This is a genomic window from Halorubrum sodomense (genome assembly GCF_900111935.1).
Taxonomy (GTDB): Archaea; Halobacteriota; Halobacteria; order Halobacteriales; family Haloferacaceae; genus Halorubrum; species Halorubrum sodomense.
In genome coordinates this window covers 193,255-217,185 of record NZ_FOYN01000003.1, presented here as the reverse complement: position 1 = coordinate 217,185, position 23,931 = coordinate 193,255, and the positions used below count along the sequence as shown (strand labels likewise).

The following is a 23,931-nucleotide window of genomic DNA, read 5'->3' as shown; positions in this document are numbered from 1 at the left end:
CGGAGCGAAGCGGAGGGAGCCGCGAGGCTGGGGAGCCGTGAGGCTGCGGTCGCTGTGCGGGGCGGGACTCAAAGGGGCAGTCGCGAGGCGGGCGCAGGCGAAGCAAGGACCGCAGGAGCGAACGGAGTGAGCGACGAGGACCGCAGCGAGCGTGCGCCCGCCTCGCGGCTGGGGCTTTGGAGGCGTTCACCGTGCGGGCAGCGACTTATAAGCGATCGACCGGAACTGCGGAGCCGTTCAACGTCGCTCCGCTATCAGTCTGTTACAAGTAAACGACTTAGTCGTCCAGTTCCTCGACGACGGAGTCGGGGATCGCGTCGGGGCCGCCGGCCGCGGCGTCGGTGATGTCCGCCTCTTCCGGCCCGTCGGCCTGGGACGTGAACTCGGGGTCGAACAGCTGAAGCGCCGTGCGGATCGTCTCCCAGTCGTCCTCGCCGGCGGCGTCCCGAAGCGAGCGCGTCGGCGCCGCGAGCAGCTGGCCGACGAGGGCGTCGGCCATGTCCGCGACCGTCTCGCGCTGCTCGTCGGTCAGCTCGCCCTGGGCCTCCAGCTTCGACATCGCGCGGTCGAGCTCGCGCGCCTTCACGCGGTCCGCGCCGGCGTACATCGCCGAGATGGCGTCGTCGGCGCGCTTGCGCTTGTACGCCTCCAGAACCCGGTCGAGCTCCTCGTCGATGAGAGACTCGACCCTTCGGGCCTCCTCCGCACGGCTCTCCCTCGTCCGGCGGGTGACGTCTTCGAGGTCGTCGATGTCGTAAACGGTGACGCCCTCGCGGGCGCCGGCCGCGGGGTCGACGTCGCGGGGCTGCGCGATGTCGATACAGACGAGCCGGCCGGCGTCGTCGACGTACGAGGGGTGAACGATCAGGTCGGGGCTCCCGGTCGCGGTGACGACGAGGTCGGCGTCCGGGATGACCGCGGGGAGGTCCGCCAGCGACACCGCCTCCGCGGGGGTGTTGACCTCCTCGACGACGAACTCCGCGTGCGGGACGGTGCGGTTCGCGACGACGATCCCCGAGACGGCGGTGTCGTCGAGCGTGCGGGCCGCGAGCGTCCCCATCTCGCCGGCGCCCACGACGACGGCCGTCCCGTCGGTGAGGTCGATCTCGCCGGCCGCCAGTCGGACGGCGGCGGAGCCGAGCGAGACGACGCCCTCGTTGATCTCGGTCTCCGTCCGCGCGCGCTCGCCGACGTGGAGCGCCTTCGTCACGGCGTCCTTGAGGACGGGGCCGATGCCGCCCGCGGACTTCGACTCCTCGTAGGCCTCGCGCAGCTGGCCGATGATCTGGTCCTCGCCGAGCACGAGCGACTCCAGCCCGGAGGCGACGCGCATCAGGTGTTCCAGGCTCTCCTCGTGGTCGAGGCGGCGGACTGCGCCGCCGCGGACGTCCGGCGCGAACGTCGAGAGCGCCGTCGTGCCGTCGACCGTCCGATCGGTGACGACGTACGCCTCCGAGCGGTTACACGTCTGCACCGCGAACGCCTCTTCGACCCCTTCGCGAGCGAGCAGGTCGGAGACGGTCGCGCGGACGCCGTCGCCGCCGGCGGCCTCGATCTCGTCGACGGTCGCGTCGGCGTGGGCGACGCTCACGCCGGCGATCGCACCCGTCTCTCTCATCGGTTGAGTACCTCCTCGATCACGGTGTCGGCCTCTTGCCGTCCGTTGGATCTCCCCTTTTGTAAACCCTTCCAAACCCCCCGCGACCTGACAACGCGCCGGACCGCTTCCCGACGCGTTTCGGGGGCGACGCCCTCGTCTTTCAGCTCCTCGCGGATCTCCCCCGAGAGCGCCGCCATCGCGCCGGCTCCCTCGATCTCGGCCTCGATCCGCTCGCGCAGCGCCTTGGCGAGCGCGGGGCTCGTTCCCCCCGTCGAGAGCGCCACGGTCACCGGATCGTCCTCGATCGTCGCGGGCACCACGACGCTCCCGGGGTCGCGGCCGCCCGAGACGTCGGTCCGGTTGACCAAGATCCCCCGGTCGAGCGCGGCCGCCTCCACGGCGGCGTTGACCGCGGCGTCGTCGGTCGCGGCGACCGCGAGCGCCGGGTCGAACCGATCGATCCAGTCTGTGACGGCGTCCGCGTCCGGGGCGGCGCGGACCAGTTCGACGGCCGGCCCGTCCGCGGCGTCGGCCGCCTCGCGCTCGTCTGCCTCGCGCTCGTCCGCGGGCGAGCGCAGCCGCTCGTCGAACTCGGGGCTGACGACGACGACCTGCGCCGCCTCGTCGAACCCCTTCGCCTTCCGCGAGCCGACGGCGCCGCCGCCGAAGACGACCACCGTCTCGCCCGAGAGGTCGTGGTACAGCGGCGTCACGCTCGGCCCCCGGGCCCCGCAGTTCGGCGGGTCACGCCGTGTTGCTGTCCGCCCGGTCCGCGATGCGGATGCCGGTCTTCTTCAGGATGCGCGTCGAGAACAGCGTGTCCCAGTCGTCGGCGCCGACGTCCCAGTGCTCGTCCATCAGCTCTCGCACCTCCGCGATCCGACGCTCGCTCTCCGCCTCGGTGCGGCCGTGCGTCATCGCGAAGAAGTTGTACTCCCAGACGCCCGCGTGGCGCGGGCGCTCGTAGCAGTGCGTGACGAAGTCCAAGTCAGCGACGGCGGGGCCGACCTCGTCTAAGGCGTCCTCGGGGACGTTCCAGACCGTCATCCCGTTCTCCGTGTAGCCGAGCGCGTAGTGGTTCGGGATGACGCCGACGCGGCGCACCTTCCCCTCCCGCTCGAACCGCTTGATCGTCTCGACCACCCAGTCGACGTCGGCGTCTATGGCGGCCGCCACGTCGGCGTACGGCGTCTCCGTGACCGGGAGGCCGCCCTGGATCTCGACGATGAGGTCGCGCTCGTCGGGGGTGAGCGTCCCGCGGTCGCTCGGGGCGGCTTCGGCGCCGAGATCCGAGAGATCGATGTCGCCGTCGGAGACCGGCCCGTCGACGAGGAACCTCGCGCCGACGTGGAACTCGCGCAGTTTCGGGAGGTTGTACGTCTCCTGACCCGTCGCCGCCTCGATCTCTTCGAGCACCTCCTCGACCCGATCGCTCCCGTCCTTGTCCGGGTCCGGATGGTCCGCGACGCTCACGACGAACCACATGTTGAGATGGGGGTGTTCGCGCTCGTAGTTGTGCGCGACCGCGGTGAACTCGTTGACGATGTCCGCGATCGCCTCGTAGCGGTCCTCGGGCGCGTGCATCGCCACGAGCGACGCCGCCCCGCCGATCTCCTCGGCGTTGACGAGCGCGCCGAACCGCGAGAGGGTTCCCGCCTCGTCGAGCTCGCGGACGCGCTCGCACAGTTCCGTCCCCGTGACGTCGACGCCGCGCTCGCGGAGCGCGGCCGCCGCGGCGTCGAACGGACGCTCCGCGACCGGGAAGCCGCCCTGGAACGCGTTGATGATCGCGCGGTCGAGCGTCGTCAGATCCGCGTCGACCTCCTGCATGGAGCGACCTCGGGCCCGAGCGAGAATAAGCGATTCGGCCTGCGCCGGCGGGCCCGTACCGCGCCGCCTCCGGACGGCGCCCCGTCGTCCCGTCGCAGTCACTCGTCGACGTCGCGGGCGATGTCCGCGAGCGACGACCGCGGCCCGCGGTTCGCGTCGTACACGGTCCGATCGCCCGGGATCCGGAGGCCGTACAGCTCGCCGGACACCACGACGTCGAGGACGACACTGTCACCCGGTTCCCGGTCGTTCGCGTCGAGCCATTCGACCAGCCGGTTCGCGCCCTCGCCGGCGTCGCGCGCGAGTCGCCGGTTGTCGAACGCGCCGCGGAGGAGTCGCCCCCGCGAGTCGGCCGCGACCCGCGCGTGGTACTCCTCGCGGTCGAACGCGATCCGGACGAGATCGCCCGCGCTCACGCCGAGCCCGTCGTCGAGGCGGTCCGCGCCGGACTCGACGCGCCCGTCGAGCGCGTCGTCGTCCGGGAGCCTGACGCAGGGGCGGCGAGTGCCGCCGCTCCGGGCGAGCGAGACGCGGATCGAGGAAACGTCCTCGCCGTCGGAGGGAACGCGAGGCATCGGGCCGTCGCTACTCGTCGGCTTCGGCGTCGCCCTCGCCGAACGCGGCCGCCACGTCGCCGTCGCCGTCGACGACGCTCGCGTTGATCTGCGCGACGTCGTCGTCGATCTCGCGGCCGCGAACGGTGATACGCTTGCGCTCGCCGTCGCGGGACGGCTCGAAGCCGACGCCGCCCTCCAAGAGGAGCTCCTTCAGCCGGGTGCCGGAGACGTCCTCGCGCATCGGGCGCCCGGTCTCGTCGGAGCCGCCGGTGAGTTCGATCGTGTGGTCGGAGAGCCCCACGGCGTCGCCGCCGATCTCGTCGCCGAGTTCGCGACCGAGGAATCGGTTGGCGTCCTGTCCGTCGACCTCTCGCTGGAACGTCTCGCCGGTCTCGGGGTCGGCGACGACGACTTTGAATTCGGCCATGCCCGAACGCAGACTCCCGCGCATAAAAAGCACGTCGAAACCGAGAGCCGCGCCGCGCTCAGGCGTCCGAACCGTCGAGACGCACGATTCGGCGCTCGCCGTCGCCCCACGGCCCCTCGACGAACGCGTCCTCGACCGCGCGGGCGACGGCGTCCGGGTCGTCGGGACCGCCGGCGCCGGCCACGCTCCCGACCGACTCCGGGTCGAACGGCACGTCGAGCGCGTCGTAGACGGACTCGGTAACCGACGCGATCGGGTCGGGATCCGCGGCCGAGGCGACCAGGACGCCCGCGACGAGCGCCGCGTCGGCGCGGACGCGCTGCGCGAGGCCGGCGACCTTCCCGCCGGCAGAGGCATCAGTTCCGCCCGCGACCCGCAGCGAGTGGTCGCCGGGACAGAACGCGGCCGGCGGCTCCCCTCGAACCGCGTCGGCGCCGAGCTCTCGGAGCGCGTCGCGGAGCGTCTCGGTCGCGGTCTCGTACCGCGAGTCGATCGACCCGCGGCCCTCCCCCGTCGGCACCGCGACGCCGAACGAGAGCGTCGACCCGGTGTACGCGACCGCGCGGCCGCCAACGTCGCGCTCGACGGGCGAAAATCCCGCGTCGCGGGCCGCCCGCTTCGCCCGGTCGAACCCGGACTCGCGGGCGTCGCGGCGGCCGAAGGCCACCTGTCGCGGCGGCGCGGTGACGCGGACGGCCGGGACCCCCTCGGCCGCGGAATCGAGCAGGTCCGCCGCGGGTCCGCGGTCCGCCGTCGGGGTCGCGAACTCGCCCCTGTACACGCGCATGGGGAAGGCGACGCCGGGGGGGTACAAATCCCTTGCGGCGCGAGCGACGGACTCGCGTCCGAGGCGGACCCGACATCGAGAGGTCTCGCCGCCGCGTGACACAACAGTTTTGTCCGCCCTGAGAGTGGTACGGGTATCGATGAGCGACCTCGGCGCCCTGCCGGTCCAAGCCTACCTGACCGCCTGCCTACTGGCGGGGGGTATCGGGCTCTGGCTCGGTCGAGTCGCGTGGCGAGAGCGCGACGAGCCCGGGGGGCTCGAGGTCGCGCTCTACCTGCTCTGTGGCGGCGGGGTCTCGCTGCTGTACGCCCTCCGTGTCGTCGCGCCCGGCGAGACCGCGATGCGAGTCGCGCTTAACCTCGCGACCCCCCTCTTGGGAGCGCTCCCCGTCCTCTGGATCCTCTTCGCCTTGGCGTTCACCGGCCACGACCGCTGGCGGACGGAGAACCGGATCGTCGCGCTCGCGACCCCCGCGTTCGCCTGGGTGCTGCTCGCGTGGTCGAGCGGGACTCACGGGCTGGCGCGGCGCTCGATCGCGCCCGTCGTCGACGGCCCGTTCACGCTGCTCGGGTACGGGCTCGGCCCCGTCGGGGGCGCGTTCGTCCTCCTCGCGTACGGGCTGTGTATCGCCGGCGCGCTCCTCGTCGTCGACCTCTACGAGCGGACCGGGAACCGGTACCGGCTCCAGACGTTCGTCGTGCTGCTCGGCACGCTGTTCCCGTTTCTGGCGGGCGTCGCGACGTTCGTCGACGTCGGGAGCTACGCGCACCTCTCGTGGCTGCCGACGGCGTTCGTGATTCACGGCGTGTTCCTGTACGGCACCGTCTTCTGGCTCGGCACGCTCGACGCCGCCGTCGTCGCTCGCGACACCGCCGTCGAAGTGATGCAAGACCCCGTGATCGTCTCCGGCTCGGACGGGCGGATCCGCGATCTCAACCCGGCCGCCGAGGCGATCCTCCCGCCCGAGGCGGTCGGCTTGTCGCTGTCGGAGGCGTTCCCGCGGCTGGAGGACGGCGACGAACATCCGGTCACCGTCGGGGACCGCCAGTTCGACATCCAGGAGGACCCGATAACGGACCCCCGCGGAACCGATCGCGGCCACGTGTTCCTGCTCCGCGACGTGACCGAGCGGGAGCGGCGACAGACGGAGCTCGAACGCCGGGAGGCCGAGCTCGAACGCCAGAACGAGCGGCTCGAGGAGTTCGCCGGCGTCGTCTCGCACGACCTGCGGAACCCGCTCGCCGCCGCGTCCGCGGCCGTCGAACTGGCCCGCCAGCGCGCCGACGACCCGGACGGGGCCTTAGAGCGGGCGGCGAACGCCCATGAGCGGATGGACGACATGATCGAGGGGCTGCTCGCGCTGGCGACGGCGGGCGAGACGGTCGACGACCTCGACCGCGTCTCGCTGGACGCGACGGTCAGGCGCGTCTGGTCACGGCTGGAGACCGCGGACGCGACGCTGACCGTCGAGGGCGACGCGACCGCGCTGGCCGACCGCGACCGCCTCGAACAGCTGGTCTCGAACCTGTTCCGCAACGCGATCGAGCACGCGGGCGAGGACGTCGCCGTCACGGTCTCCGTCGCGGCCCGCGGCGACGGGGTCGCGCTGGCCGTCGAGGACGACGGCCCGGGGATCCCGTCGGAAGCGCGCGAGCGCGTGACGGAGCGCGGCGTGTCGCTCGGCGGCGGCACGGGCCTGGGACTGGCGATCGTCGGGGACATCGCCGAGGCCCACGGCTGGACGCTCTCGGTCGCGGAGTCCGACGCCGGCGGCGCGCGGTTCGTGATCGATGGCGTGGAGGCGGCGGACGGGTGACGGGGACCCCACCGAACGAGGCCGACGGCGACGCTGCCGACGGCGACCCGCCGGAGGCGACGGTCTCGCTGTCCGCCGCCGTCGTCGGGCGATACGAGAAGTTCTCGCGGGTTAACTCCCCGTACTCCGCCCACGACCGCGGCCGCGCGGTCGACCTGTATCCGCGCGACGGCGTGGGGCGTTCTCCGGTCGCCGGAACCGTTCGCGACGTCCGGACCGTCGGCTGTCCGGATCGCCCGTACGCGGCCGACGAGGACCACCTGATCGTCGTCGACCTCGCGGACGGGTGGTGTGCTCGCGCCGACGCTTCTCCCGGCACGGTCGCGCGGATCCTCCACGTCGTCCCGGAGGTGTCGCCGGGCGATCGGGTCGCCGCCGGCGACGCGCTCGGTCCGACGACGCGCTCCGGCTTCTTCGGGCAGTGGGTCGACGACCACGTTCACCTCGGGTTCCGCCCGCCGGACGCGAATCCCCGCCGAGCCAGCGGGTCGCTCCCGGTCGCCGTCGACGTTCCCGTCGAACCGGTCGCGTGGGACGGGACCGGCGCCGTCGTCGAGCGGGGCCCGACGCACGTCGTCCTCGACGGGCCGCGACGCTCGGACCCTGGCCCGCCGTTCGCGGCGCTCGCGAGCGACGAGGGCGTCCCCCTGGACGGCGGGGTGACGCACTACGCGGGCGGTGGAACGTTCGAGGCGGACGAAGGTGCGTCCGCGCCGGAGGGGACGACGCTGTCGCTCTTCGGAACTGAGATCGGAACGGTCCGGACCGACGGCGCCGATGCCCGCGCGCCCGGCGTCGACTGGGGCTCCGTCGACGTCCGCGCGAACGGCGAGCGCGTGACCGGGCTGTCGCTGTTCGCGGCGCGCGGCGACCGGTTCGGCGTCAAGGTGGTCTGTCCGAACCGCACGTTCGAGATCGGCGAGTCGGTGACGCTCGACGTCGTCCCGAGCGACGACCCGATCCGCCTCGGCGTCGGGTGAAAGGGGCGGAAATCGATCGCCGGTTGTCGCGCGTTTCCGGGGGGTACAAGCCCTCCCGGCGTGTCCCACGGAACATGGACCGCACGGAGATCGCGGCGATGGATCCGCTGCCGGACGGGGCGACGGCGTTCGTCGAGCGGAAGCTGGAGGACGATCACGGCTACCTCTCGTGGCTGAACACGTCGGTCGAGGCGATCGAGCGCGGGCGGGTCGTGCTCTCGATCCCCTTCGACGAGAAGCTCACCAACGCCGACGGGCGGACGATCCACGGCGGCGTGGCGGCGACGCTGATCGACACGGCCGGCGGCGTCGCTCAGCGCACGACGTTCGAGGACCCGCTCGACGGCGGCGTCGCGACGGTGAACCTCAACGCGAACTACCTCCGCCCCGCCGACGGCGACCTCCGCGCGGAGGCCGAGGTGGTCAGGGCCGGGGGGTCGATCGGCGTCAGCGAGATGACCGTCACCGCCGGCGGGGGGAGTGAAGATGACGGGGCCGACGGCGACCGCTCGGAGGTCGTCGTCGGTCAGGGGTCGTTCCGGCTGTTCCGCGAGTAGCCCGGGAGGTCGGCCAGGATCGCGTCGAGGGCGGCCTCGTCGTCGCCGACCCCGTCTCGACCGTCCAGTGCCGCCGCCAGCGCCGCGACCGGCTCGCGCTCGACGCGGTCGGCGGCCGCCCGGACGACGACCGACTGCTCGCCCAACGAGACGAACCCGCAGCCGAGCCGCTCGGCCGTCTCGCGGAGGCCGAGGCCGGCGTCCGCGTCGCCGGCGGCGACCGCGCGGACCGGGCTCTCGAACGCCTTCGCGGTGCGCTCGTAGCCGTCGATCCGCTCGGCGAGCGCGCGGCGGTCGGCGTCGCGCTCGCTCGCGAGGTCGTCGAGGGCGGCGTCGAGGCTGCTCCGGAGGCCCGAGACGGTCTGTCGGTTCCGGAAGCGGAGGTCGCCGTCGACGAGGTCGGCGGGCCCCGAAACAGCCTCTGGGTTCCCCTCGGGGACGACGAGCCCCCACTCGCGGGCCCACCCGCCGATGACCTCGGCGTCGACGTCGCGGTCGGTCGGTCCCGCGGTCACCGCCACGTCGGGGACGCCGTCGCGGAGGCGGCGGAGTCCCTCGCGCGAGCCGACGGCGAGGTACCGGGGGTTGTCGAGCCGGTCGAGCAGGCGGTTGAGCGCGGGGTCGTCCTCGCCGACGCCGAGCAGCGTCGGCGGGCGCACGTCGGGCGAGAACAGGTCGACGGAGACCGTCTCGCCAACGTCGAGATACTCGGTGTCCGGGTCGACCGCGACGACGCCGTCCGCCTCGACGAGGCTCGTCGTCGCGCCAGAGCCCTTGTCGACCGGGTAGACGAGCGGGCGGTCGTCGGCCGCCGCCGTCGCGGCCTCGTCGAGGTCGAGCAGGCCGACCGGCATCAGCCGCAGGCGGCCCTCGGCGTACCGCTCTTCGACCCCCATCCGGCCCTCGACGGTCGCCGTCGCGGGCTCGGGCTGGCCGGCCGCCTCGCGGATCGCGGGCGCGACGAACGTCCGGAAGATCGTGAGCGCGGACACCGGGTAGCCGGGGAGGCCGATGTACGCGGACTCGCTCCCCCGGGAGTCGTCCGCCTCGTCGGTACGGTCCAGCCGTCCGACGAGCATCGGCTTGCCGGGCTTGACGGCGACGCCGTGGAGGAGCAGTTCGCCGCGCGCCTCGATCACGCGGTAGATCACGTCGACCGCGCTCGCCGAGGTCGACCCCGAGGAGAGAACGAGGTCGCACTCGTCGGCCGCCCGGCGGAGCAGCCGCTCCATCTCGTCGTAGTCGTCGCCGGCGTGCGGGTACAGCACCGGCTCGCCGCCCGCCTCCTCGACGCCGGCGGCGATCGTCGTCGAGTTCACGTCGTAGATCTCGCCGCGGTCCGGGTCGAGCTCGTCGCCCGGCCGCACGAGTTCGTCGCCGGTGGAAACGATCCCGACGCGCGGGCGCCCCTTCACCGGGACCTCGTCGAGGCCGAGCGCCGACAGCAGGCCGATCTCGCGGGGCGTCAGCCGCGTGCCCGGGCCGAGCGCGCGGGCGCCGGCGGCGATGTCGGTCCCCGCGGTCATCACGTGGTCGCCGGGCGCGACCGACGTGCGGACCGCGATCCGCGAGGCGTCGTCGGTCGCGGCGTCGCCCTCGCCCGACCCGCCGTCGTCGCCCGCGTCGACCTCGTCCGTCCGCTCCACCATCACGACCGCGTCGGCGCCGTCGGGCATCACCGCGCCCGTCGACACCTCCGCGCAGGCGCCCGGGTCGACGGTCACGTCGGGCGCCGCGCCCGCGTGGACCGCGCCGACTAAGTCGAGTTCGGCGGGGTCGGCCTCGTCGGCGCCGAAGGTGTCGCGCGCCCGCACCGCGTAGCCGTCCATCGAGGCGCGGTCGAAGCCGGGGACGTCGACGGCGGCGTCGACGCGATCGGCGAGGACGCGCCCGCGGGCCTCCCGCAGCGGGACCGTCTCCGGCGACGGCGAGAGGTCGAGCGACGCGATCGCCTCGCGGGCGGCCGCCGGCGTCGCGAGGTCGCGGAACTCCTTGCGGTCGCTCACGGCGTCACCTCCCACAGCTCGACGTCGACGGGGTCGCCCGCGTCGAGCCCCTCTCGCGGTTCGGGCACGACGACCCATCCGTCCGCGAGCGCGACGCTGGAGAGGATGCCGGAGCCGCTCGCGCGCGTCGGCGTCGCGGTCGGGAGCGCGTCGTCGTCCGCGTCGCCGTCGCCGGTTTCAGTCGAATTCCCGCCTTCGTCCGATTCCGAGAGGCTCACTCGCGCGAACGTCCGCACGCCGGGCTCGCTCGCGACCTTCCGTGAGAGCGTCGCCCGCCGAGTCGGAAACGGTTCGGCGTCGGTCCCGCCGGCCCGCTTCATCGCGGGACGGAGGAACTGCGCGGCGTTGACGATGCACGCGACCGGGTAGCCGGGCAGCGACACGACCGGGGTCCCCTCCGCGCGCCCGAGACACACGGGGTGGCCGGGCTTCAGGGCGACGCCGTGGACCAGCACCTCGCCGAGCCCGTCGACGACCTCGGGGATCAGGTCTCGCTCGCCCACCGAGGAGCCGCCGGTGGTGACGACCACGTCGGCGTCGAGGTCGGCCGCGACCGCCTCGCGGAGCGCGTCCGGGTCGTCGGTGACGACGTCGCGGTAGCGCGCCTCGCCGCCCCACCGCTCGACCAGCCGCGAGACGGTGAGCCCGTTCGTCTCGATCACCTCGCCCGGGCCGGGGTCGGACTCGACTAGCTCCTCGCCGGTCGGAATGACGGCGACCTCGGGCGGCTCCCTGACGCGGATCCGGTCGAGACCGACCGAGCGCAGGAGGCCCAGATCGGAGGGACGCAGGACGTGGCCGGACTCGTAGAGGCGCTGGCCGTCGGCGACGTCCTCGCCGGCCTCGCCGACGTTCTCGCCGGTCGCGACCGCGTCGAACACCTCCACCTCGTCGCCGACCGCCTCCACCTGTTCGATCATCACGACCGCGTCCGCGCCCTCGGGCACCGCGCTGCCGGTGTGGACGCGCGCGGCCTCGCCGGGGGCGACCGCGTCGGCCTCGGCGGGCTTGGCCGCGAGGACCGCCGGCGAGCGGTCGCCCGCGGCGAAGGTGTCGCTCGCGCGGACCGCGTACCCGTCCATCGCGGCGCGGTCGTACCCCGGCACCGGTGCCGGGGCGTCGATCGGTTCGGCGACGACTCGGCCGTCGGCCGACTCGACGGGGACCGACTCCGTCCGGTCGTGGGGAGAGGCGGCGTCGAGCAGCGTCGCCCTCGCGTCCGCGACCCGGGTCCGCCGCTTGAACCCGGACTCGCGTCTGTCGTGGCTCATGGGAATACATTCGCGGCCGCGGGCAAAAACCCCGTTCTCCGCGGGCGCCGGCACCGGCTCCCCTCCCGGCGGCGGCCGTGCCGCGCCCCGTCAGGCGAACCAGGACAGGAGCCGCCGGGTGCGGTGGATCGACTGGAGGGCAGCGACCTTCGCGGCCGTGAACGCGTCGCGGGTCGTCCGCTCGGTGGCCCGAGCGCCTCGGGCCGCGCCGGTCCGAGCGTAGTACGCCGACCGGCGCCCGGCCGCGCCGACGTAGTGTTTCGCCGCCATCCGGATGGGCGCCCGCCGCCCCTCGACGGTCGTCGTACCGCGGCGGATCGCCGCCAGCACGTCGTCCGCGGTGACCTCGGCCGCCGACTCCCGCCCCTCGACGTCCAGCTCCGTGAACGCCCGGCCGACGTACCGGAGGTGGTGCGCGTCGCTCGCGGCGACGCCGGGGTAGCCCTGTTCGGCCGCGAACCGGCGCGCGCGTCGGTTTCGGTACCCCGTGAACAGCCAGGCGTTGAACACCTCGACGGCGTCGACCTCCGCGACCGCCGCGGCTGGCTTCGGCTCCGGGTCCGCGTCGTCCGCCGGATCGCTCCCCGACGCCGGAGCGTCGCCCGCGGCGGCGTCGCCGTCGTCCGGGCCGGGCGTCGGAATGTTGCGCTGGCGGACGCCGTGGCGCGAGCGCTGGAACGGGTGGGGGACGACGGCGACGCCGCCGCGGTCGCGGATCCAGCGGACCGTCTCGGCGTACGAGCGCCCGCGCGGCGGCATCCGATCGACGCCAATCGCGAGCAGGTGGCCGTGCGCGGTCGACACCTCCACGCCGGGGATCCCGATGAGTCCGTACTCCGAAGCGATCTCCGCGGCGCGTTTCGACTCGCGGATCACGTCGTGGTCGGTGATGACGACGGCGTCGAGCCCGATCTCGGCCGCGTGTTCGAGAATCAGCTCGACCGGCTCGTGGCCGTCGTAGCTGCCCTCGGAGTGGACGTGCGGGTCGATGCTGACGGTGACGCGAGACACGCCCGAACTACGCGGCGGGAGGTATATAAATGGGGGAAGACGGCGGCCGCCGGCGTCCGCGAAGCGGGTCGCTCACCGATCCCGTTTTCACCCCGTGCGCGGTAGCACGGAGGCATGAGTGCCGGTGTCCGTCGGCGGCTGGACGTTCTGATCCTCCTCTGTTCCGCACTGCTCGGCGTCGCGCTGACGTACCTCGCGTTGAGTCCGCGCGTCGGCCTCCGATTTTTCGTCTTCGCGCTCTTCCCGACCGCGCTCGTCGCGGCGTCGGCGCTCGGGTACGCGAACTCCGGATGACGAAGCGGGAGGCCGGCGGCGGTCCGAGGCCGGTGCGACGAGGTCGCAGGCGACGGAGCCCGAGCGCCGGCCGCCTCCGGGAAGCCGCCGTCCCCGTCGAGACGGTCGGCGGTATCGAGCGCGACGCGCCCCCTCAGCCGAACAGTCCCTTGATCCTGTCGACGACCGAGCCCTCCTCGTCGTCCGCCTCGGCCTCCTTCCGCTGCTGTTCGCGCAGTTCGCGGAGCTTCGCGGCCTGGTCGTCGGTGCCCTGGCCGCTGTCGGTCTTCACGTCCCCGCCCTGGAGGCCCTTCAGCTCCGAAACCGCGTCGTTGACCGTGCCGGAGGTCGTCCGCGTCTCGGTCGCGGAGCCCGCCAGCTTCTCGGTGTCAACGTCCGCCTCGTCGACCGCGCTCGTGTTCAGCTCCAGCCGGCGCGTCTCGGAGCGCTCGACGCCGCCCCACGTCAGCTCCGCGTCCTCCAGTTCGCGCTCGATGTCGGCGCGGACCGACTCCTCGGTGACCGCTTCGTCCCCGGTCCCGGTCGCTTCCGCGCCCGACCCGCCGCCGGCGTCCGCCTCGGCGCCAGTTCCGGGAGCGCCCGCGCCGCCCGTCGCGCGTTCGACCCGATGGGCCACGAGCGCGCCGCCCGTGGCGCCGATGACCGCCACGAGCCCGACGCTGTAGACGGCCACGACCTGCGCGCTGTACTCGGGGCCGGAGACGACGTTCCAGCTGTACGGGTACGCCCAGGTGAACGCGCCGGTCCCGGCGAGGGTGACCGCGATCCCGGCGCCCGCGAGGTACAGCATCCGGCGGTCGACCGGCAGGAGGACGACGATGCCGAAAAGCAGCGTCGGGAGACCGACCGCGGCCGCGACGGCGGCGACCTCGCGGACCCCGTACGTCGAGAGCGCGGTCGGGTCGAGCGTCGCGCTGTAGAGGAACACGACGACCCCGATCACCCCGAGCGCGATACCGGTGAAGAACAGCCCGAACCCGGCGTACACGTCGATCGTCCGGTCAGGGTCCCCGACGTATCGCCGGTAGTACTCCATGAGGACGTTCTCGGCGTCCGCTTCGCTCATGTTCGAACGTTTCCGCCGAGTGTAAAGACTGTTACCCCCGACCGCTCCGATCGGGGCCCCGTTCGCCCGAGTCCCGAGCGTCCGTCGGGCTCCGGCGGCTCCCATCGAGATCTGGGGACTCCCATCGACATCCGGCGGCCTCCATCAACATCCGGCGGCCTCCATCAACATCCGGCGACCCCCGACCCGTGCGTTTTTCACCGCGGGCGACGAGGTCCCACGCGAGAGTCCGTGTCGCACGAGTGCCCCCGCTGCGGCGGCGACCTGTCGGAGCTGTCGCTCGGCGGCGCCACCGCCGTCGCCTGCGACGACTGCGGCTACGCCGACGTCGAGGCCGATCACTCCGGCGAGCCGGAGTTCGCCGAGAGCTGGGCGGACGCGCTCGCGCGCTTTCAGGAGGACCGGTAACGCCTACCCCACCCATGCCCACGCTCGACATCACCGACGATCACGCGGACCGGATCGAAGCGCTCCGCGAGGAGCTGGCAGCGGCCCACGCCGGCCCGTACGCCTCCGTCGACCGCGAGGACGCGCTCGCGTACCTGCTCGACCTCGCGGACGCCGTCGACGACGCCGACCGCGTCGCGGAGCCGACGCGCGACGGTGGCGGCGACGAGACGCCCGACGCCGATCCCTTCGACCGCGACCGCGCCCGCGAACTCCTCGCGGCGCGGAACCGGCGGCGCAGCGACCCCGATCCGGAGGACCCGATGGACCTCTCCGACATCGCGACCGCCTTCGACGTCGCGGGACGCAGCGAGATGACGAAGGACGACCTGATCGACGCGATCCTGGACGCGGCCGAACGCCTCGCCGCCGACCCCTTCGCGCGCGTCGATATCGGCCTCGACGCGGCTGAACCCGCCGGTGACGGAGAGAACTCCGCGGAGGAAGACGACGCGGTCGAGGGCGACGCGACCGGAGACGACGCGACCGAAGACGACGCGACCGAAGACGACGCGACCGGAGATGACGCGGTCGAGGGCGACGCGACCGGAGACGACGCGACCGAAGACGACGCGACCGAAGACGACGCGACCGGAGATGACGCGGTCGAGGGCGACGCGACCGGAGACGACGCGACCGAAGACGACGCGGCCGACGACAGCGACGACGGCGGCGCCGGCCAACTGGACGCGATGATGAGCCTCCTCGACACACACGGCGACAAGTGGCGGGAGGCGGACGGCGACGCGCGGTACGAGGTCGACCTCCCTGACGGGAGCGTCGAGACGGCGCGGACGAAAGACGACGTGCGCGCGCTGCTTTTCAAGAACTACTGACGAGGACCACACCGACTCATGGGATTCATCGACGCGGTCCGCGCGTGGCTCTTCGGCGCGGACGACGACGACGCCGACGATCCGGACGGATCGAGCGGTCGAGACGACGCGACCGACGCTGACTCCGACGACGCTGACGGCGGCGACGAGCCTGACGGCCTCGACCCCGAGGCCGCGACCGAAACGCGAACAGCGACCGCCACCGACGACGCGGTCGACGCCCTGCGCGACGTGCGGGAATCGCAGGGGACGAGCGCGGAAGACCCCGCGACAGCCCCAGACGAGGCGGACGGAGGGTCGCCGCGCGCCGACCGCACGAGCCCGTCGGACGACGACGGTACCAACCGTTAGGTGCCCCGAGGCGAACGGGGTGGTATGACAGACGCGGACGAGCCCGGCGACCTCGGCGAGTACCACGACCTCGACGATCTGCCCGAGGATCCGACCGACCGGGAGTACGTGGAGCGAACGATCAGGCTGGCCGAGGAGGCGGTCGAGGCCGGCGACACGCCGTTCGGCGCGCTGCTCGTCGTCGACGGCGAGGTCGTCCGCGAGGCGCGCAACGAGACGATCAGCGAAGGCGACGTGGCGGCGCACCCGGAACTGACGCTCGCGCGGTGGGCCGCGCGCGAGCTCGGCGCCGACGAACTCGCGGACTGTACCATGTACGCCAGCACGGAGCCGTGTCCGATGTGCGCGACCGCGATCCACTACGCGGGGATCGGGCGGGTCGTCTTCGGCGTCGACGGCGAGACGCTCGGCGGACTGTCGGCCGACGTGGTGCCGATCCCCCTCGAAGAGGTGATCCGGCGCGCCGACGGCGAGACGACGGTCGAGGGACCGATCGCCGTCGACGCCGTGATGACCGTCCACGAGTCCTTCTTCGACGACTCGTGACGACGGGATCGGACCCGGGCGACGCGGGAGGACCAGACGACGGCGACGCGGGAGGACCCGACGGCGGTACGCCCGCCGTCCTCTCGATCGGCGCCGCGGCGATAGACGAGTGGTACGCCGTCAGCAACCTCCCCGAGCCCGACGGCGGCGCGTTCGCCCGCGAGGTCACGTCCGCGTTCGGCGGCGTCGGCGCGAACGTCGCGGTCGCGCTCGACCGTCTCGAACGCGATGCGGGGCTCGTCAGCCGCGTCGGCGACGACGAGTACGGGCGGCGCGCGCTGGAGTACCTCGACGAGACCGGCGTCGACGCGAGCCACGTCGCCGTCTGTGACGACTCACACACCCGGTCGCTGATCCTCCGCGATCCGGACGGCGAGCGCGCGATCGTCACGGCGGGCGAGAGCTTCCGCGGACTCCGGCCGGACGACGACGCGCTCGCGGCGATGGGCGACGCCGACGCCGTCTTCCTCACCGCCTACGCCCCGGACCCCGCGGCGCGGCGAGTGCTCGACCGGATCGAGTCGCTTCGGGAGCGTTCTGCCGAGGGGGCCAGCGGGGCGGACGGGGAAACCGCGAGCGAGCCGCCGACGCTCGTCTTCGACCTCTCCGGGCCGGTCGAGGAGCTGGTCGGGCGCGGGACGGAACCGGCGACGGTCCATCGGTTCCTCCACCGCTCCGACCTGTTCGTCGCGGGCGGCGTCGCCGCGCCCGCGTTCTTCGGCTCGGCGGAGGCGGCGGTGGAACGGATCGCGGCCGCGCAGCGCCGAGCGGTCGCGTCCGAACCCGGCTCGGAGTCGCGGTCGCGACGCGGCCAGACGTGGCCCCGCGCCGTCCTCACGCGCGGCGCCGACGGCATGACGGCGATCGCCGGAGGCGAGGTGGCCGAGGTCGACGCGTTCGACGTCGAGACGGTCGACGCGACCGGCGCCGGCGACGCGTTCACCGCGGGGCTGATCGACCGGTGGATCGCGGGACCGTCGGCGGAGGCGGCCGCGGAGTCGCACGGGGACCGCGGCGGCGTCGTCCCCGGCGTCAGGTTCGCGGCCGCGGTCGCCGCGATCAACTGCACGAGCCGGTTCACGCAGCCCGGACTCCCGACGCGGAGCGAGGTCGAGTCGTTCCTCGCGGAGCGGGGACTCGGCCCCGACGGAAGCCGGTAGCGAGCGGTCGGGTGCGGCCCCGACGGAAGCCGGTAGCGAGCGGTCGGGTGGCGGCGGAACGGGCTTAGCGCACGGCGTCGGCCGCCGCGACGAGCCGCGCGACGCGGTCGGCGTCGACCGGGGCCGTCGTCTCACCGTTTTCCTTGAGCGCGGTGCCGACGACGGCGCCGTCCGCGACGCCGAGCAGGTCGGCGACCGTCTCCGGCGTGACGCCGCTGCCGACGAGGACCGGCGTGTCGAGGCCGTGTCGTTCGCGCTCCGCGACGACCGCTTCCAGCGCCTCCGTGTCGACCGCCTCGCCGGTCCCGGCGCCGGAGGCGATGACGGCGTCCGCGAGGCCGCGCTCGGCGGTGTCCGCGAACGACTCCGCGGTGTGCCCCTCGGGCGTCAGCGGCGCGGAGTGTTTCACGTCGGTGTCCGCGAAGACGCCGACGTCGACGCCGAGACGGTCGCGTAAGCGGAGCGTCTGGTGGGCGCGTCCCTGGACGATCCCCTGGTCGGTCACGCGGGCGCCGGTGTGGACGTTCACGCGGACGAAGTCGGCGCCGACCGCGGCAGCGACCGACAGCGCCGCCTCGGCGTCGTTCCGAAGGACGTTGATCCCGAGCGGGAGATCGGTCTCCGCGGCGACCGCGGTCGCGGCGCGGGTCACGGCGGCGACGACGTGCGGCGGGACCTCGTCGGCGTAGAAGGGCGCGTCGCCGAAGTTCTCGATCACGATCCCGTCGACGCCGCCGCGGTCGAGGGCTCTCGCGTCGCTCGCCGCCCGGTCGACCGCCGCGCGCATCGCCTCGCGGCCGTCGTCTGGCGCTCGGGGGGCCCCGGGCAGCGGCGGGAGGTGGACCATGCCCAGGAGCGGCGCGGCCGTGCCGAAGGTGGATTCGAACTCCATCGTCGGGGCGAGGAGGCGCCCGGACATAAGCCTCCCCACAGCGTTTAGTCCGCGCGCCGTCAGGGTCCGGTCGGGATGGGAATCGACGCGACGACCCCCGGAGACGGCGAGGTGACGCTCGTCTTCTCGCTCGGCGCCGCGCGCTCGCTCGCGGACCCGGCCGCGGCGTTCGCCGACGCGCGACGGTGGAGCCGCCACGTCGGCATCGTCGCGAACGAGGCGGACGCGGTCGCGTCGTTCGCCCGCGACCACGGCCTCGACAACGACTACGAGCTCACGAACTGGGACAAGTGGGGAACGCTGGCGGAGATCCGCGAGGAGAGCGCCGCCCCGCGGTGCGTGTTCGTCGGCACCACCCGCGCGGACGAGCGCGTCGCGACCGAGACCGGCTACGAGTACCTGCGGGTCGTCGAGGCCGCCGAGAAGGCCGGCTGGGAGCTCTCGGATCCGGGTGCGGACGGAGGAGGAACGGCCGACGGACGCGGCGACGGACGCTTCGCCCGACTCCGCGGGGCGGTCCGTGACGCCCTCTCGCGGTTCCGGTGACCCTCCGGTCCGCGCCCGCCGACCTCTCCCCTCCGCTCGCCCGCGGAAGGTACAAACCGTTCGTCGCCCAACGTAAGGTATGTCCACACCGCTCGCGGACGAACCGGTCGAACCGGCCGGCGACGACGCGGAGCCGCTCGACGCCGACGAGTGCGCCGACTACGTCGACGAACTCGGCGACGCGTGGGAGGTCGTCGACGACCACCACCTGGAGGCGAGCTACGAGTTCCCCGACTTCGAGACGGCGCTGGCGTTCACGAACGACGTGGGCGAGCTCGCCGAACGGGAGTGGCACCACCCCGACATCGCGCTGTCGTGGGGCGAGGTCGGGATCGAGCTGTGGAGCCACGAGGTCGGGGGCCTGACGCGCGCCGACTTCGTGATGGCGGCGCGGATGGACCGGCTGTACGCCGACGACGAGGAGTGACCCGACGGGGCTCGACCTGACGCATCAACGAACGGATTTAAACCCCTGCCGGCGAAATGACGGGTAATGAGCGAGAACGTCTTCCTGGTCCCGATAGACCCGGAGAACTTCGACCGAACGGTCCGGTCCCCGGTCGATCTCACCGACTACCCGGATCGCCCAGAGCCCCTCGCAGACCTCGACGAGGTCCGCCTGTGGGCCGTCGACGACGACAGCGGCAACGGCTCGACGTTCGAGAAGATGAGCGAGGGCGACCTGCTCCTGTTCTATGCCGACGACGAGTACGTCGGGACCGGCCGCGTCGGCGAGGCGTTCGCGGACGACGACCGCTGGGCGAGCGGCACGTTCTGGACCGCGTTCCCGACTACCCGAGTGTACACCGTCACCGAGTTCAACGCCGTCTCAGCGCCCAAGCGAGCCGTCAACCGGATATTCGACTACTCGTCGTCGTACACGCCCGGGTTCATGCGCGTCGCGGACGGCCGGGTCAACGCGGACCTCTCGTCGATCGAGTCCGCGCTGGAACACTACACGAAGCGGAACGCCTGAGCGCGGGCCGCGCGGGGGTGACTTCTCACGACTCAACGGTACCGGTGAGCGCCGCGTACGCCGACTCGTACGCCGTCGCGACGCGGTCGGGATCGCCTCGGACGTCGCCGGAAAGCGCCGGGAGCGAGACGGTCGCGAGCGGTTCGATCATCTCCGTCACCGCGCCGACGTGTTCCTCGCGGGTCCCCTCGCGAGGGCTCCCGGCGGCGACCGCGCGGGCCTTCGCGTAGCGGTCGCCCGCGTAGATCCGTGCGCGGCCGGGGTCGACGACGGCGACGGCGTCGGGCGCGACCGGTCCGTCTCGAGGGAGGGCCCCGGCCACGTCGGCGTAGGACTCGACGACGACCGGGACCGGGGTCCGCGCGACGCGCTCGGCGAGGCGTTCGATCGCGGGGAGGTGGGCCTCGGCCATCGCCTCGTTGAACTCGGGCACGTCGCGCACCCGGGTCGCGTCCGCGAGCGGGAGGCGCTCGGTGAGGGCGTCGGGGAGCAGCCCCGCGTCTTCGGCCGCGCCGTTGACGACGAAGCGCGTCCCGGACTCCGTCGTCACCCGGTCGCAGAGGGAGGTGCGGTCGGCGTCGCCGAGCATCCCGGTCCGGCCCGGCGTCGGCTTCCAGAGCCGGTGGACGGGGTTGATAGATTCGGGCGTGACGGCCGAGGGCGACGGCGAGGCGTCGTCGACGGTCGCCGGCGCGCGGGTGTTCGCGGCCGCGAGGGTGCGCGCGTCCTTCCCGTAGAGTCGGCCCGCGTCGGTCGCGACCCGGTAGTCGTCGTGGTCGAACCAGTAGTCGTTGCCCGCGCGGGGCTTGACGCCGACCGCGTCGCCGGCTCGCTCCGCGAGGTGCGCGACCAGCCCCGCCGAGAAGGTGGTCTTGCCGGCGTCGACGCGCGCGCCACCGGCGACGAGGTAGACCGGCGGATCGGAGGCGTCCCCGGTCACGCGGACTCGTCGACGTTGGTCGCCTCGCTGTCGTCCGGAGCGGCGTGATCCGCGAGCCCGTAGTACCCCGGGCCGTCCTCGCTCAGCGGCTCGGCGATCACCATGTCCGCCGCGTGGACCATCACCCACGGGACCGCCCAGTCGACGAGCACCGCCTCGGTGTCGGGGTCGACCTCGGCGTCCGGCTCCAGTCCCTGGAGCAGGCGACCGATCTCCGGGATAGTGTACATCTGGTCCGGCTCGAACAGCTCCGCGGGCTCGTAGAAGTCGCACGGGTAGGTGGCGTCGAACGCCGACTTCGGTTCGGGCATGCGCGGAGATACGCGACCGCGTCCGTAAACGCTGCCGATACGGTTCGAATCGATCCGACACCACCCGATCCGATGCGGTGGCGCGTGCCTCCGAGCGGCCGCCGAAGGCGGCTGCGAGGAGCCCGTGCGAGGGAGTCGGCCGGTCGGAGCGAAGCGGAGACCGGCCGACGAGGCTGGGGAGGCGTGAGGCGCGGGGCGGTGCTGTGCGGGGCGGGACTCAGAGGGGCAGTCGCCGGCGGCTTCGCCGCCGGCTGCCCGTGGCGCGTCGCGCCACGCTGCCGCGAGGGCGAAGCACGACGACGGAAGGACCGCAGGGAGGGAGCGAAGCGACCGACCGAGGACCGCAGCGAGTCGCGCGAGTCCTCGCGGCCGGGGCTTTGGAGGTGTTCACCGCCGTCCCATCGATAACCAAGTGTCAACCACTCTGCCCGAACGAACCGGCTACTAACCGGGCAACGTCCTGTGAAAAAACGCGGATCTCGACGCGCGTAACGCGTCCCGAGGGACGCGCTTACTCGAACAGCTCGACGGCCTGCTCGTAGCGGGACGACGGCTCCTCCCAGTCGACGACCTCGAAGAAGTTGTCGACGAACTCGCCGCGAGCCGGCCCGTAGTCGTGGTAGTAGGAGTGCTCCCAGACGTCCAGCGCGAGGATGGGATGACCGCCCCAGACCGCGCCCTGGTCGTGCTTGTCGACCACGACGTTGCGGAGCTGGTTCGAGAACGTGTCGTACACCAGCAGCGCCCAGCCGCTCGCGTTGCCCGCAGCGGCTTCGAACTCGCCCTTCCAGGCCTCGTACGAGCCGAAGTCCTCTGCGATGCGGTCCGCGAGCGCGCCCTCGGGCTCGTCGCCGCCCTCCGGCGACATGTTCTGCCAGAACAGGTCGTGGAGGATGTGCCCCGAGGAGTTGTGGGTCACGTTCCGGATGGCGCCGGCCGACGAAGAGAAGTCGTGGTTCTCACGGTTCTCTTCGAGCGTCTCTTCGGCCGAGTTCCAGCCGTTGACGTACCCCTGATGGTGGGTGTCGTGATGCCATTCGAGCACCTGCTCGGAGATGTGCGGTTCCAGCGCGTCGTAATCGTACGGCAGCGGATCGAGTTCGTAGCTCATGTCTGTATCACCTACCACGAACATGTGTCGGAACGCTGTTAAAGATAATGCGGCACGCGCTACCACGGGTCACCGGACTCGGGTGTTATCCGGCGGCCGCGACCGGTACCGGTAGTGTTGCGGTTCGGGGCGTCAGCACCGACGACGCGCGGCGCCGAGCGGAAATCGACGGACGAAGCGAACCGTAACCACTTCCGGTTTCAAGACGGAGTGAAGCCCGCGCCGCTCTCTGATTCGAATCTCGCACGGTTCTCGCGCGGCGCGAAAGTGCGCCGCGCTCGACACGGTGGGACTGGGATTCGAACCCAGGAAGCCGTGAGGCTACCTGCTTTCAAGGCAGGCGCAATGGGCCGCTCTGCCATCCCACCAACTCGACCGTCTCGACGCCGTCGTCCGGTCCGGGGGCCGGCCGCCCGTCGGCGTTGCGGCCGCGCGACCGTCACCGAAACCGCCGAATTCCGCCGCGACGAGGCGTTGTCGAAGGATCGCTCCCGAGGAGTTTGAAGCTATCGCTCTCGCGGCTTCTCGCCTGACGACCGCGACGAGGTGTCTCAGGGAGCGCGCCGGACGAGGGGTCGCGGTCTACTCGCCGGCGGCCGACCCGTGTCGGCGTCGGACCGACGCCGACAGCGACTCGTCGGGCGAGACCGCCCCTCGCGTCACGCGGACCCAGGCGAGGATCAGGCCGAGCAGCACCGCCGTCGGCAGGACGACCAACAGCAGCTCGACCGCCCCCGCCCCGAGGTCCCGTTCGAGTCGGACGAGCGCCGGAAACCCGCTGCCGGCCTGTCCGGCCACCGACGCGACCCAGAAGTTCGTCGCGAAGTGGATCCCGACGGGGAACGCGAGACTCCCGGTGAGAACGTACGCGACCGCGAAGTACACCGCCGCGGCTATCGCCTGTCCGGCGGCGAACAGCGGAGTCGCGCCCTGCGCGGCGACGACAGCGTGCGCCGGCCCGAACGCGAGCACGCTCGCCGCGCCGGCGGCCCAGACCGCCCGTCCCGGCGACAACCCTCGGGCGGCCAGCCCCTCGCTCGCGTTGAGGACGAACACCCCGCGGAAGAGCAGCTCCTCCCAGAGCCCGACGGCGGCGAACGCGACCGCCGTCGCCGCGACCGCGACGGCGACCGCCGGAGCTCCGCCACCGCTCGCGACGCCGGCCGAGAGCGTCTCGACGACGCGGCCGGTGCCGGTCGCGAGCAGCAGGGCCGTGAACACTCCCTGGGCGACGCATCCGACGACGACCGCCGCGAGGAAGTCGCGCGCCCAGCGGCGGTCGAGCGCGAGGCCGTACCCGCCGACGGGGCGCTCGCCGGGGACGAGCGAGGTCACCAGCGCGTACGCCCCGACGGCGGCGGCGACGAGCAGCGCCACCGGGCCGTTGACCAGCACGCTCGGGACGTCGACTCGTCCGAGGAGGCGGCCGCCGCCGAGCAGCACGCCGAGAACCACGACGAACCCGAGCAGGATCCGCCACGTCGCTCGGAGCCGGTCCCGCTCGCGACCCCACAGCACCCGTCGGAGCGCGTCGGTCGGGGAGAGGGCCATCGTGACAGCCGATTTAGGCGTGTGCGGAAATAAAGTTCGGGGGTCCGACCCCGGACGCGGCC

General features: G+C 72.9%; 27 protein-coding genes and 1 tRNA gene. 12 read left to right on the top strand and 16 right to left on the bottom strand.

The window, feature by feature from the left end; all coding sequences use genetic code 11:
* Nucleotides 1-277: 277 nt before the first annotated feature.
* The 6 genes from hemA to BM286_RS10500 all read right to left on the bottom strand — a co-directional run bounded on the left by hemA (nt 278) and on the right by BM286_RS10500 (nt 5,201).
* A complete protein-coding gene (gene hemA, locus BM286_RS10525) occupies nt 278-1,618 on the bottom strand; it encodes a glutamyl-tRNA reductase (protein ID WP_092921837.1) in 1,341 nt (446 codons plus the stop codon).
* Nucleotides 1,615-2,313, bottom strand: a complete 699-nt coding sequence (locus BM286_RS10520) for a precorrin-2 dehydrogenase/sirohydrochlorin ferrochelatase family protein (RefSeq protein ID WP_092921835.1) — start codon at nt 2,311-2,313, stop codon at nt 1,615-1,617. Before BM286_RS10520 ends, hemA begins: the two co-directional genes overlap by 4 nt.
* Before the next feature lie 31 nt (nt 2,314-2,344).
* Nucleotides 2,345-3,430 carry a siroheme decarboxylase subunit beta gene (gene ahbB / locus BM286_RS10515; protein ID WP_092921833.1) on the bottom strand — a complete coding sequence of 362 codons (1,086 nt, stop codon included), beginning with the start codon at nt 3,428-3,430 and terminating at the stop codon, nt 2,345-2,347.
* 98 nt (nt 3,431-3,528) lie between these two features.
* Nucleotides 3,529-4,005: a DUF7112 family protein gene (locus tag BM286_RS10510; RefSeq protein ID WP_092921831.1), complete on the bottom strand. Its 477-nt coding sequence runs from the start codon at nt 4,003-4,005 to the stop codon at nt 3,529-3,531.
* Nucleotides 4,006-4,015: 10 nt separating this feature from the next.
* Nucleotides 4,016-4,414: a 30S ribosomal protein S6e gene (locus BM286_RS10505; RefSeq protein WP_092921829.1), complete on the bottom strand. Its 399-nt coding sequence runs from the start codon at nt 4,412-4,414 to the stop codon at nt 4,016-4,018.
* A 58-nt stretch (nt 4,415-4,472) separates the two neighbouring features.
* Nucleotides 4,473-5,201, bottom strand: a complete 729-nt coding sequence (locus BM286_RS10500; protein WP_092921827.1) for a lipoate--protein ligase family protein — start codon at nt 5,199-5,201, stop codon at nt 4,473-4,475.
* Nucleotides 5,202-5,340: 139 nt separating this feature from the next.
* On the opposite strand from BM286_RS10500, the gene BM286_RS10495 reads away from it, so the two are divergent.
* The 3 genes from BM286_RS10495 to BM286_RS10485 all read left to right on the top strand — a co-directional run bounded on the left by BM286_RS10495 (nt 5,341) and on the right by BM286_RS10485 (nt 8,554).
* Nucleotides 5,341-7,017: a sensor histidine kinase gene (locus BM286_RS10495; protein WP_092921825.1), complete on the top strand. Its 1,677-nt coding sequence runs from the start codon at nt 5,341-5,343 to the stop codon at nt 7,015-7,017.
* On the top strand, nt 7,014-7,997 hold the full coding sequence (locus BM286_RS10490) for a hypothetical protein (protein WP_092921823.1): 984 nt from the start codon (nt 7,014-7,016) through the stop codon (nt 7,995-7,997). Before BM286_RS10495 ends, BM286_RS10490 begins: the two co-directional genes overlap by 4 nt.
* Nucleotides 7,998-8,071: 74 nt before the next feature.
* The gene (locus BM286_RS10485; RefSeq protein WP_092921821.1) at nt 8,072-8,554 is read left to right on the top strand and encodes a PaaI family thioesterase; all 483 of its coding nucleotides are present in this window, start codon (nt 8,072-8,074) and stop codon (nt 8,552-8,554) included.
* Here the strand turns inward: BM286_RS10485 and BM286_RS10480 are convergent.
* The 3 genes from BM286_RS10480 to BM286_RS10470 form a co-directional block, all read right to left on the bottom strand.
* Entirely contained in the window at nt 8,524-10,560 is a 2,037-nt protein-coding gene (locus tag BM286_RS10480) for a molybdopterin biosynthesis protein (RefSeq protein WP_092921819.1), read from the bottom strand. The two genes, BM286_RS10485 and BM286_RS10480, sit on opposite strands and share 31 nt — an antisense overlap.
* Complete coding sequence (locus BM286_RS10475; RefSeq protein WP_092921817.1) at nt 10,557-11,831, bottom strand: molybdopterin molybdotransferase MoeA; 1,275 nt, start codon at nt 11,829-11,831, stop codon at nt 10,557-10,559. Before BM286_RS10475 ends, BM286_RS10480 begins: the two co-directional genes overlap by 4 nt.
* A gap of 90 nt (nt 11,832-11,921) precedes the next feature.
* Nucleotides 11,922-12,842, bottom strand: coding sequence for a CehA/McbA family metallohydrolase (locus BM286_RS10470; RefSeq protein ID WP_092921815.1), 921 nt, complete (start codon nt 12,840-12,842; stop codon nt 11,922-11,924).
* Between the two features lie 114 nt (nt 12,843-12,956).
* Between BM286_RS10470 and BM286_RS10465 the strand changes: the two genes are divergently transcribed.
* A complete protein-coding gene (locus BM286_RS10465; RefSeq protein ID WP_092921813.1) occupies nt 12,957-13,136 on the top strand; it encodes a hypothetical protein in 180 nt (59 codons plus the stop codon).
* 133 nt (nt 13,137-13,269) lie between these two features.
* Here BM286_RS10465 and BM286_RS10460 read toward each other — a convergent pair whose 3' ends face one another.
* On the bottom strand, nt 13,270-14,202 hold the full coding sequence (locus tag BM286_RS10460) for a DUF7139 domain-containing protein (RefSeq protein ID WP_092921811.1): 933 nt from the start codon (nt 14,200-14,202) through the stop codon (nt 13,270-13,272).
* Nucleotides 14,203-14,433: 231 nt separating this feature from the next.
* Here BM286_RS10460 and BM286_RS15640 point away from each other — a divergent pair, with 231 nt between their 5' ends.
* The 5 genes from BM286_RS15640 to BM286_RS10440 are packed head-to-tail and all read left to right on the top strand — an operon-like array spanning nt 14,434 to nt 17,542.
* On the top strand, nt 14,434-14,610 hold the full coding sequence (locus tag BM286_RS15640) for a hypothetical protein (protein ID WP_167603389.1): 177 nt from the start codon (nt 14,434-14,436) through the stop codon (nt 14,608-14,610).
* Between the two features lie 14 nt (nt 14,611-14,624).
* Nucleotides 14,625-15,485 carry a Rho termination factor N-terminal domain-containing protein gene (locus tag BM286_RS10455; RefSeq protein WP_092921809.1) on the top strand — a complete coding sequence of 287 codons (861 nt, stop codon included), beginning with the start codon at nt 14,625-14,627 and terminating at the stop codon, nt 15,483-15,485.
* An 18-nt stretch (nt 15,486-15,503) separates the two neighbouring features.
* Nucleotides 15,504-15,836: a hypothetical protein gene (locus BM286_RS10450; RefSeq protein WP_092921807.1), complete on the top strand. Its 333-nt coding sequence runs from the start codon at nt 15,504-15,506 to the stop codon at nt 15,834-15,836.
* 24 nt (nt 15,837-15,860) lie between these two features.
* Nucleotides 15,861-16,382 (top strand): nucleoside deaminase, encoded by a 522-nt coding sequence (locus BM286_RS10445; protein WP_092921805.1) that lies wholly within the window; start codon nt 15,861-15,863, stop codon nt 16,380-16,382.
* Nucleotides 16,379-17,542, top strand: a complete 1,164-nt coding sequence (locus BM286_RS10440; protein WP_092921803.1) for a carbohydrate kinase family protein — start codon at nt 16,379-16,381, stop codon at nt 17,540-17,542. The genes BM286_RS10445 and BM286_RS10440 overlap by 4 nt, the downstream gene beginning before the upstream one ends.
* 64 nt (nt 17,543-17,606) lie before the next feature.
* On the opposite strand, the gene BM286_RS10435 is transcribed toward BM286_RS10440, so the two are convergent.
* The gene (locus tag BM286_RS10435) at nt 17,607-18,434 is read right to left on the bottom strand and encodes a BtpA/SgcQ family protein (protein ID WP_092921801.1); all 828 of its coding nucleotides are present in this window, start codon (nt 18,432-18,434) and stop codon (nt 17,607-17,609) included.
* Between the two features lie 75 nt (nt 18,435-18,509).
* On the opposite strand from BM286_RS10435, the gene BM286_RS10430 reads away from it, so the two are divergent.
* The 3 genes from BM286_RS10430 to BM286_RS10420 all read left to right on the top strand — a co-directional run bounded on the left by BM286_RS10430 (nt 18,510) and on the right by BM286_RS10420 (nt 19,956).
* Nucleotides 18,510-18,980, top strand: a complete 471-nt coding sequence (locus BM286_RS10430; RefSeq protein ID WP_092921799.1) for a DUF7124 domain-containing protein — start codon at nt 18,510-18,512, stop codon at nt 18,978-18,980.
* A gap of 79 nt (nt 18,981-19,059) precedes the next feature.
* Entirely contained in the window at nt 19,060-19,407 is a 348-nt protein-coding gene (locus tag BM286_RS10425) for a 4a-hydroxytetrahydrobiopterin dehydratase (protein WP_092921797.1), read from the top strand.
* Between the two features lie 66 nt (nt 19,408-19,473).
* Entirely contained in the window at nt 19,474-19,956 is a 483-nt protein-coding gene (locus BM286_RS10420; protein ID WP_092921795.1) for a hypothetical protein, read from the top strand.
* 25 nt (nt 19,957-19,981) lie between these two features.
* Here the strand turns inward: BM286_RS10420 and BM286_RS10415 are convergent, their stop codons facing one another.
* From BM286_RS10415 to BM286_RS10395, 5 genes are all read right to left on the bottom strand, one after another.
* Nucleotides 19,982-20,896, bottom strand: a complete 915-nt coding sequence (locus tag BM286_RS10415) for an ATPase (RefSeq protein ID WP_092921793.1) — start codon at nt 20,894-20,896, stop codon at nt 19,982-19,984.
* Nucleotides 20,893-21,207, bottom strand: a complete 315-nt coding sequence (locus tag BM286_RS10410; protein WP_092921791.1) for a DUF5827 family protein — start codon at nt 21,205-21,207, stop codon at nt 20,893-20,895. The genes BM286_RS10415 and BM286_RS10410 overlap by 4 nt, the downstream gene beginning before the upstream one ends.
* A 511-nt stretch (nt 21,208-21,718) precedes the next feature.
* Nucleotides 21,719-22,318, bottom strand: coding sequence for a superoxide dismutase (sod, locus tag BM286_RS10405; protein WP_092921789.1), 600 nt, complete (start codon nt 22,316-22,318; stop codon nt 21,719-21,721).
* Between the two features lie 284 nt (nt 22,319-22,602).
* Nucleotides 22,603-22,686: transfer RNA gene (locus BM286_RS10400), tRNA-Ser, on the bottom strand.
* A 214-nt stretch (nt 22,687-22,900) separates the two neighbouring features.
* Nucleotides 22,901-23,869, bottom strand: coding sequence for a CPBP family glutamic-type intramembrane protease (locus tag BM286_RS10395; protein ID WP_092921787.1), 969 nt, complete (start codon nt 23,867-23,869; stop codon nt 22,901-22,903).
* Between the last annotated feature and the right edge of the window lie 62 nt (nt 23,870-23,931).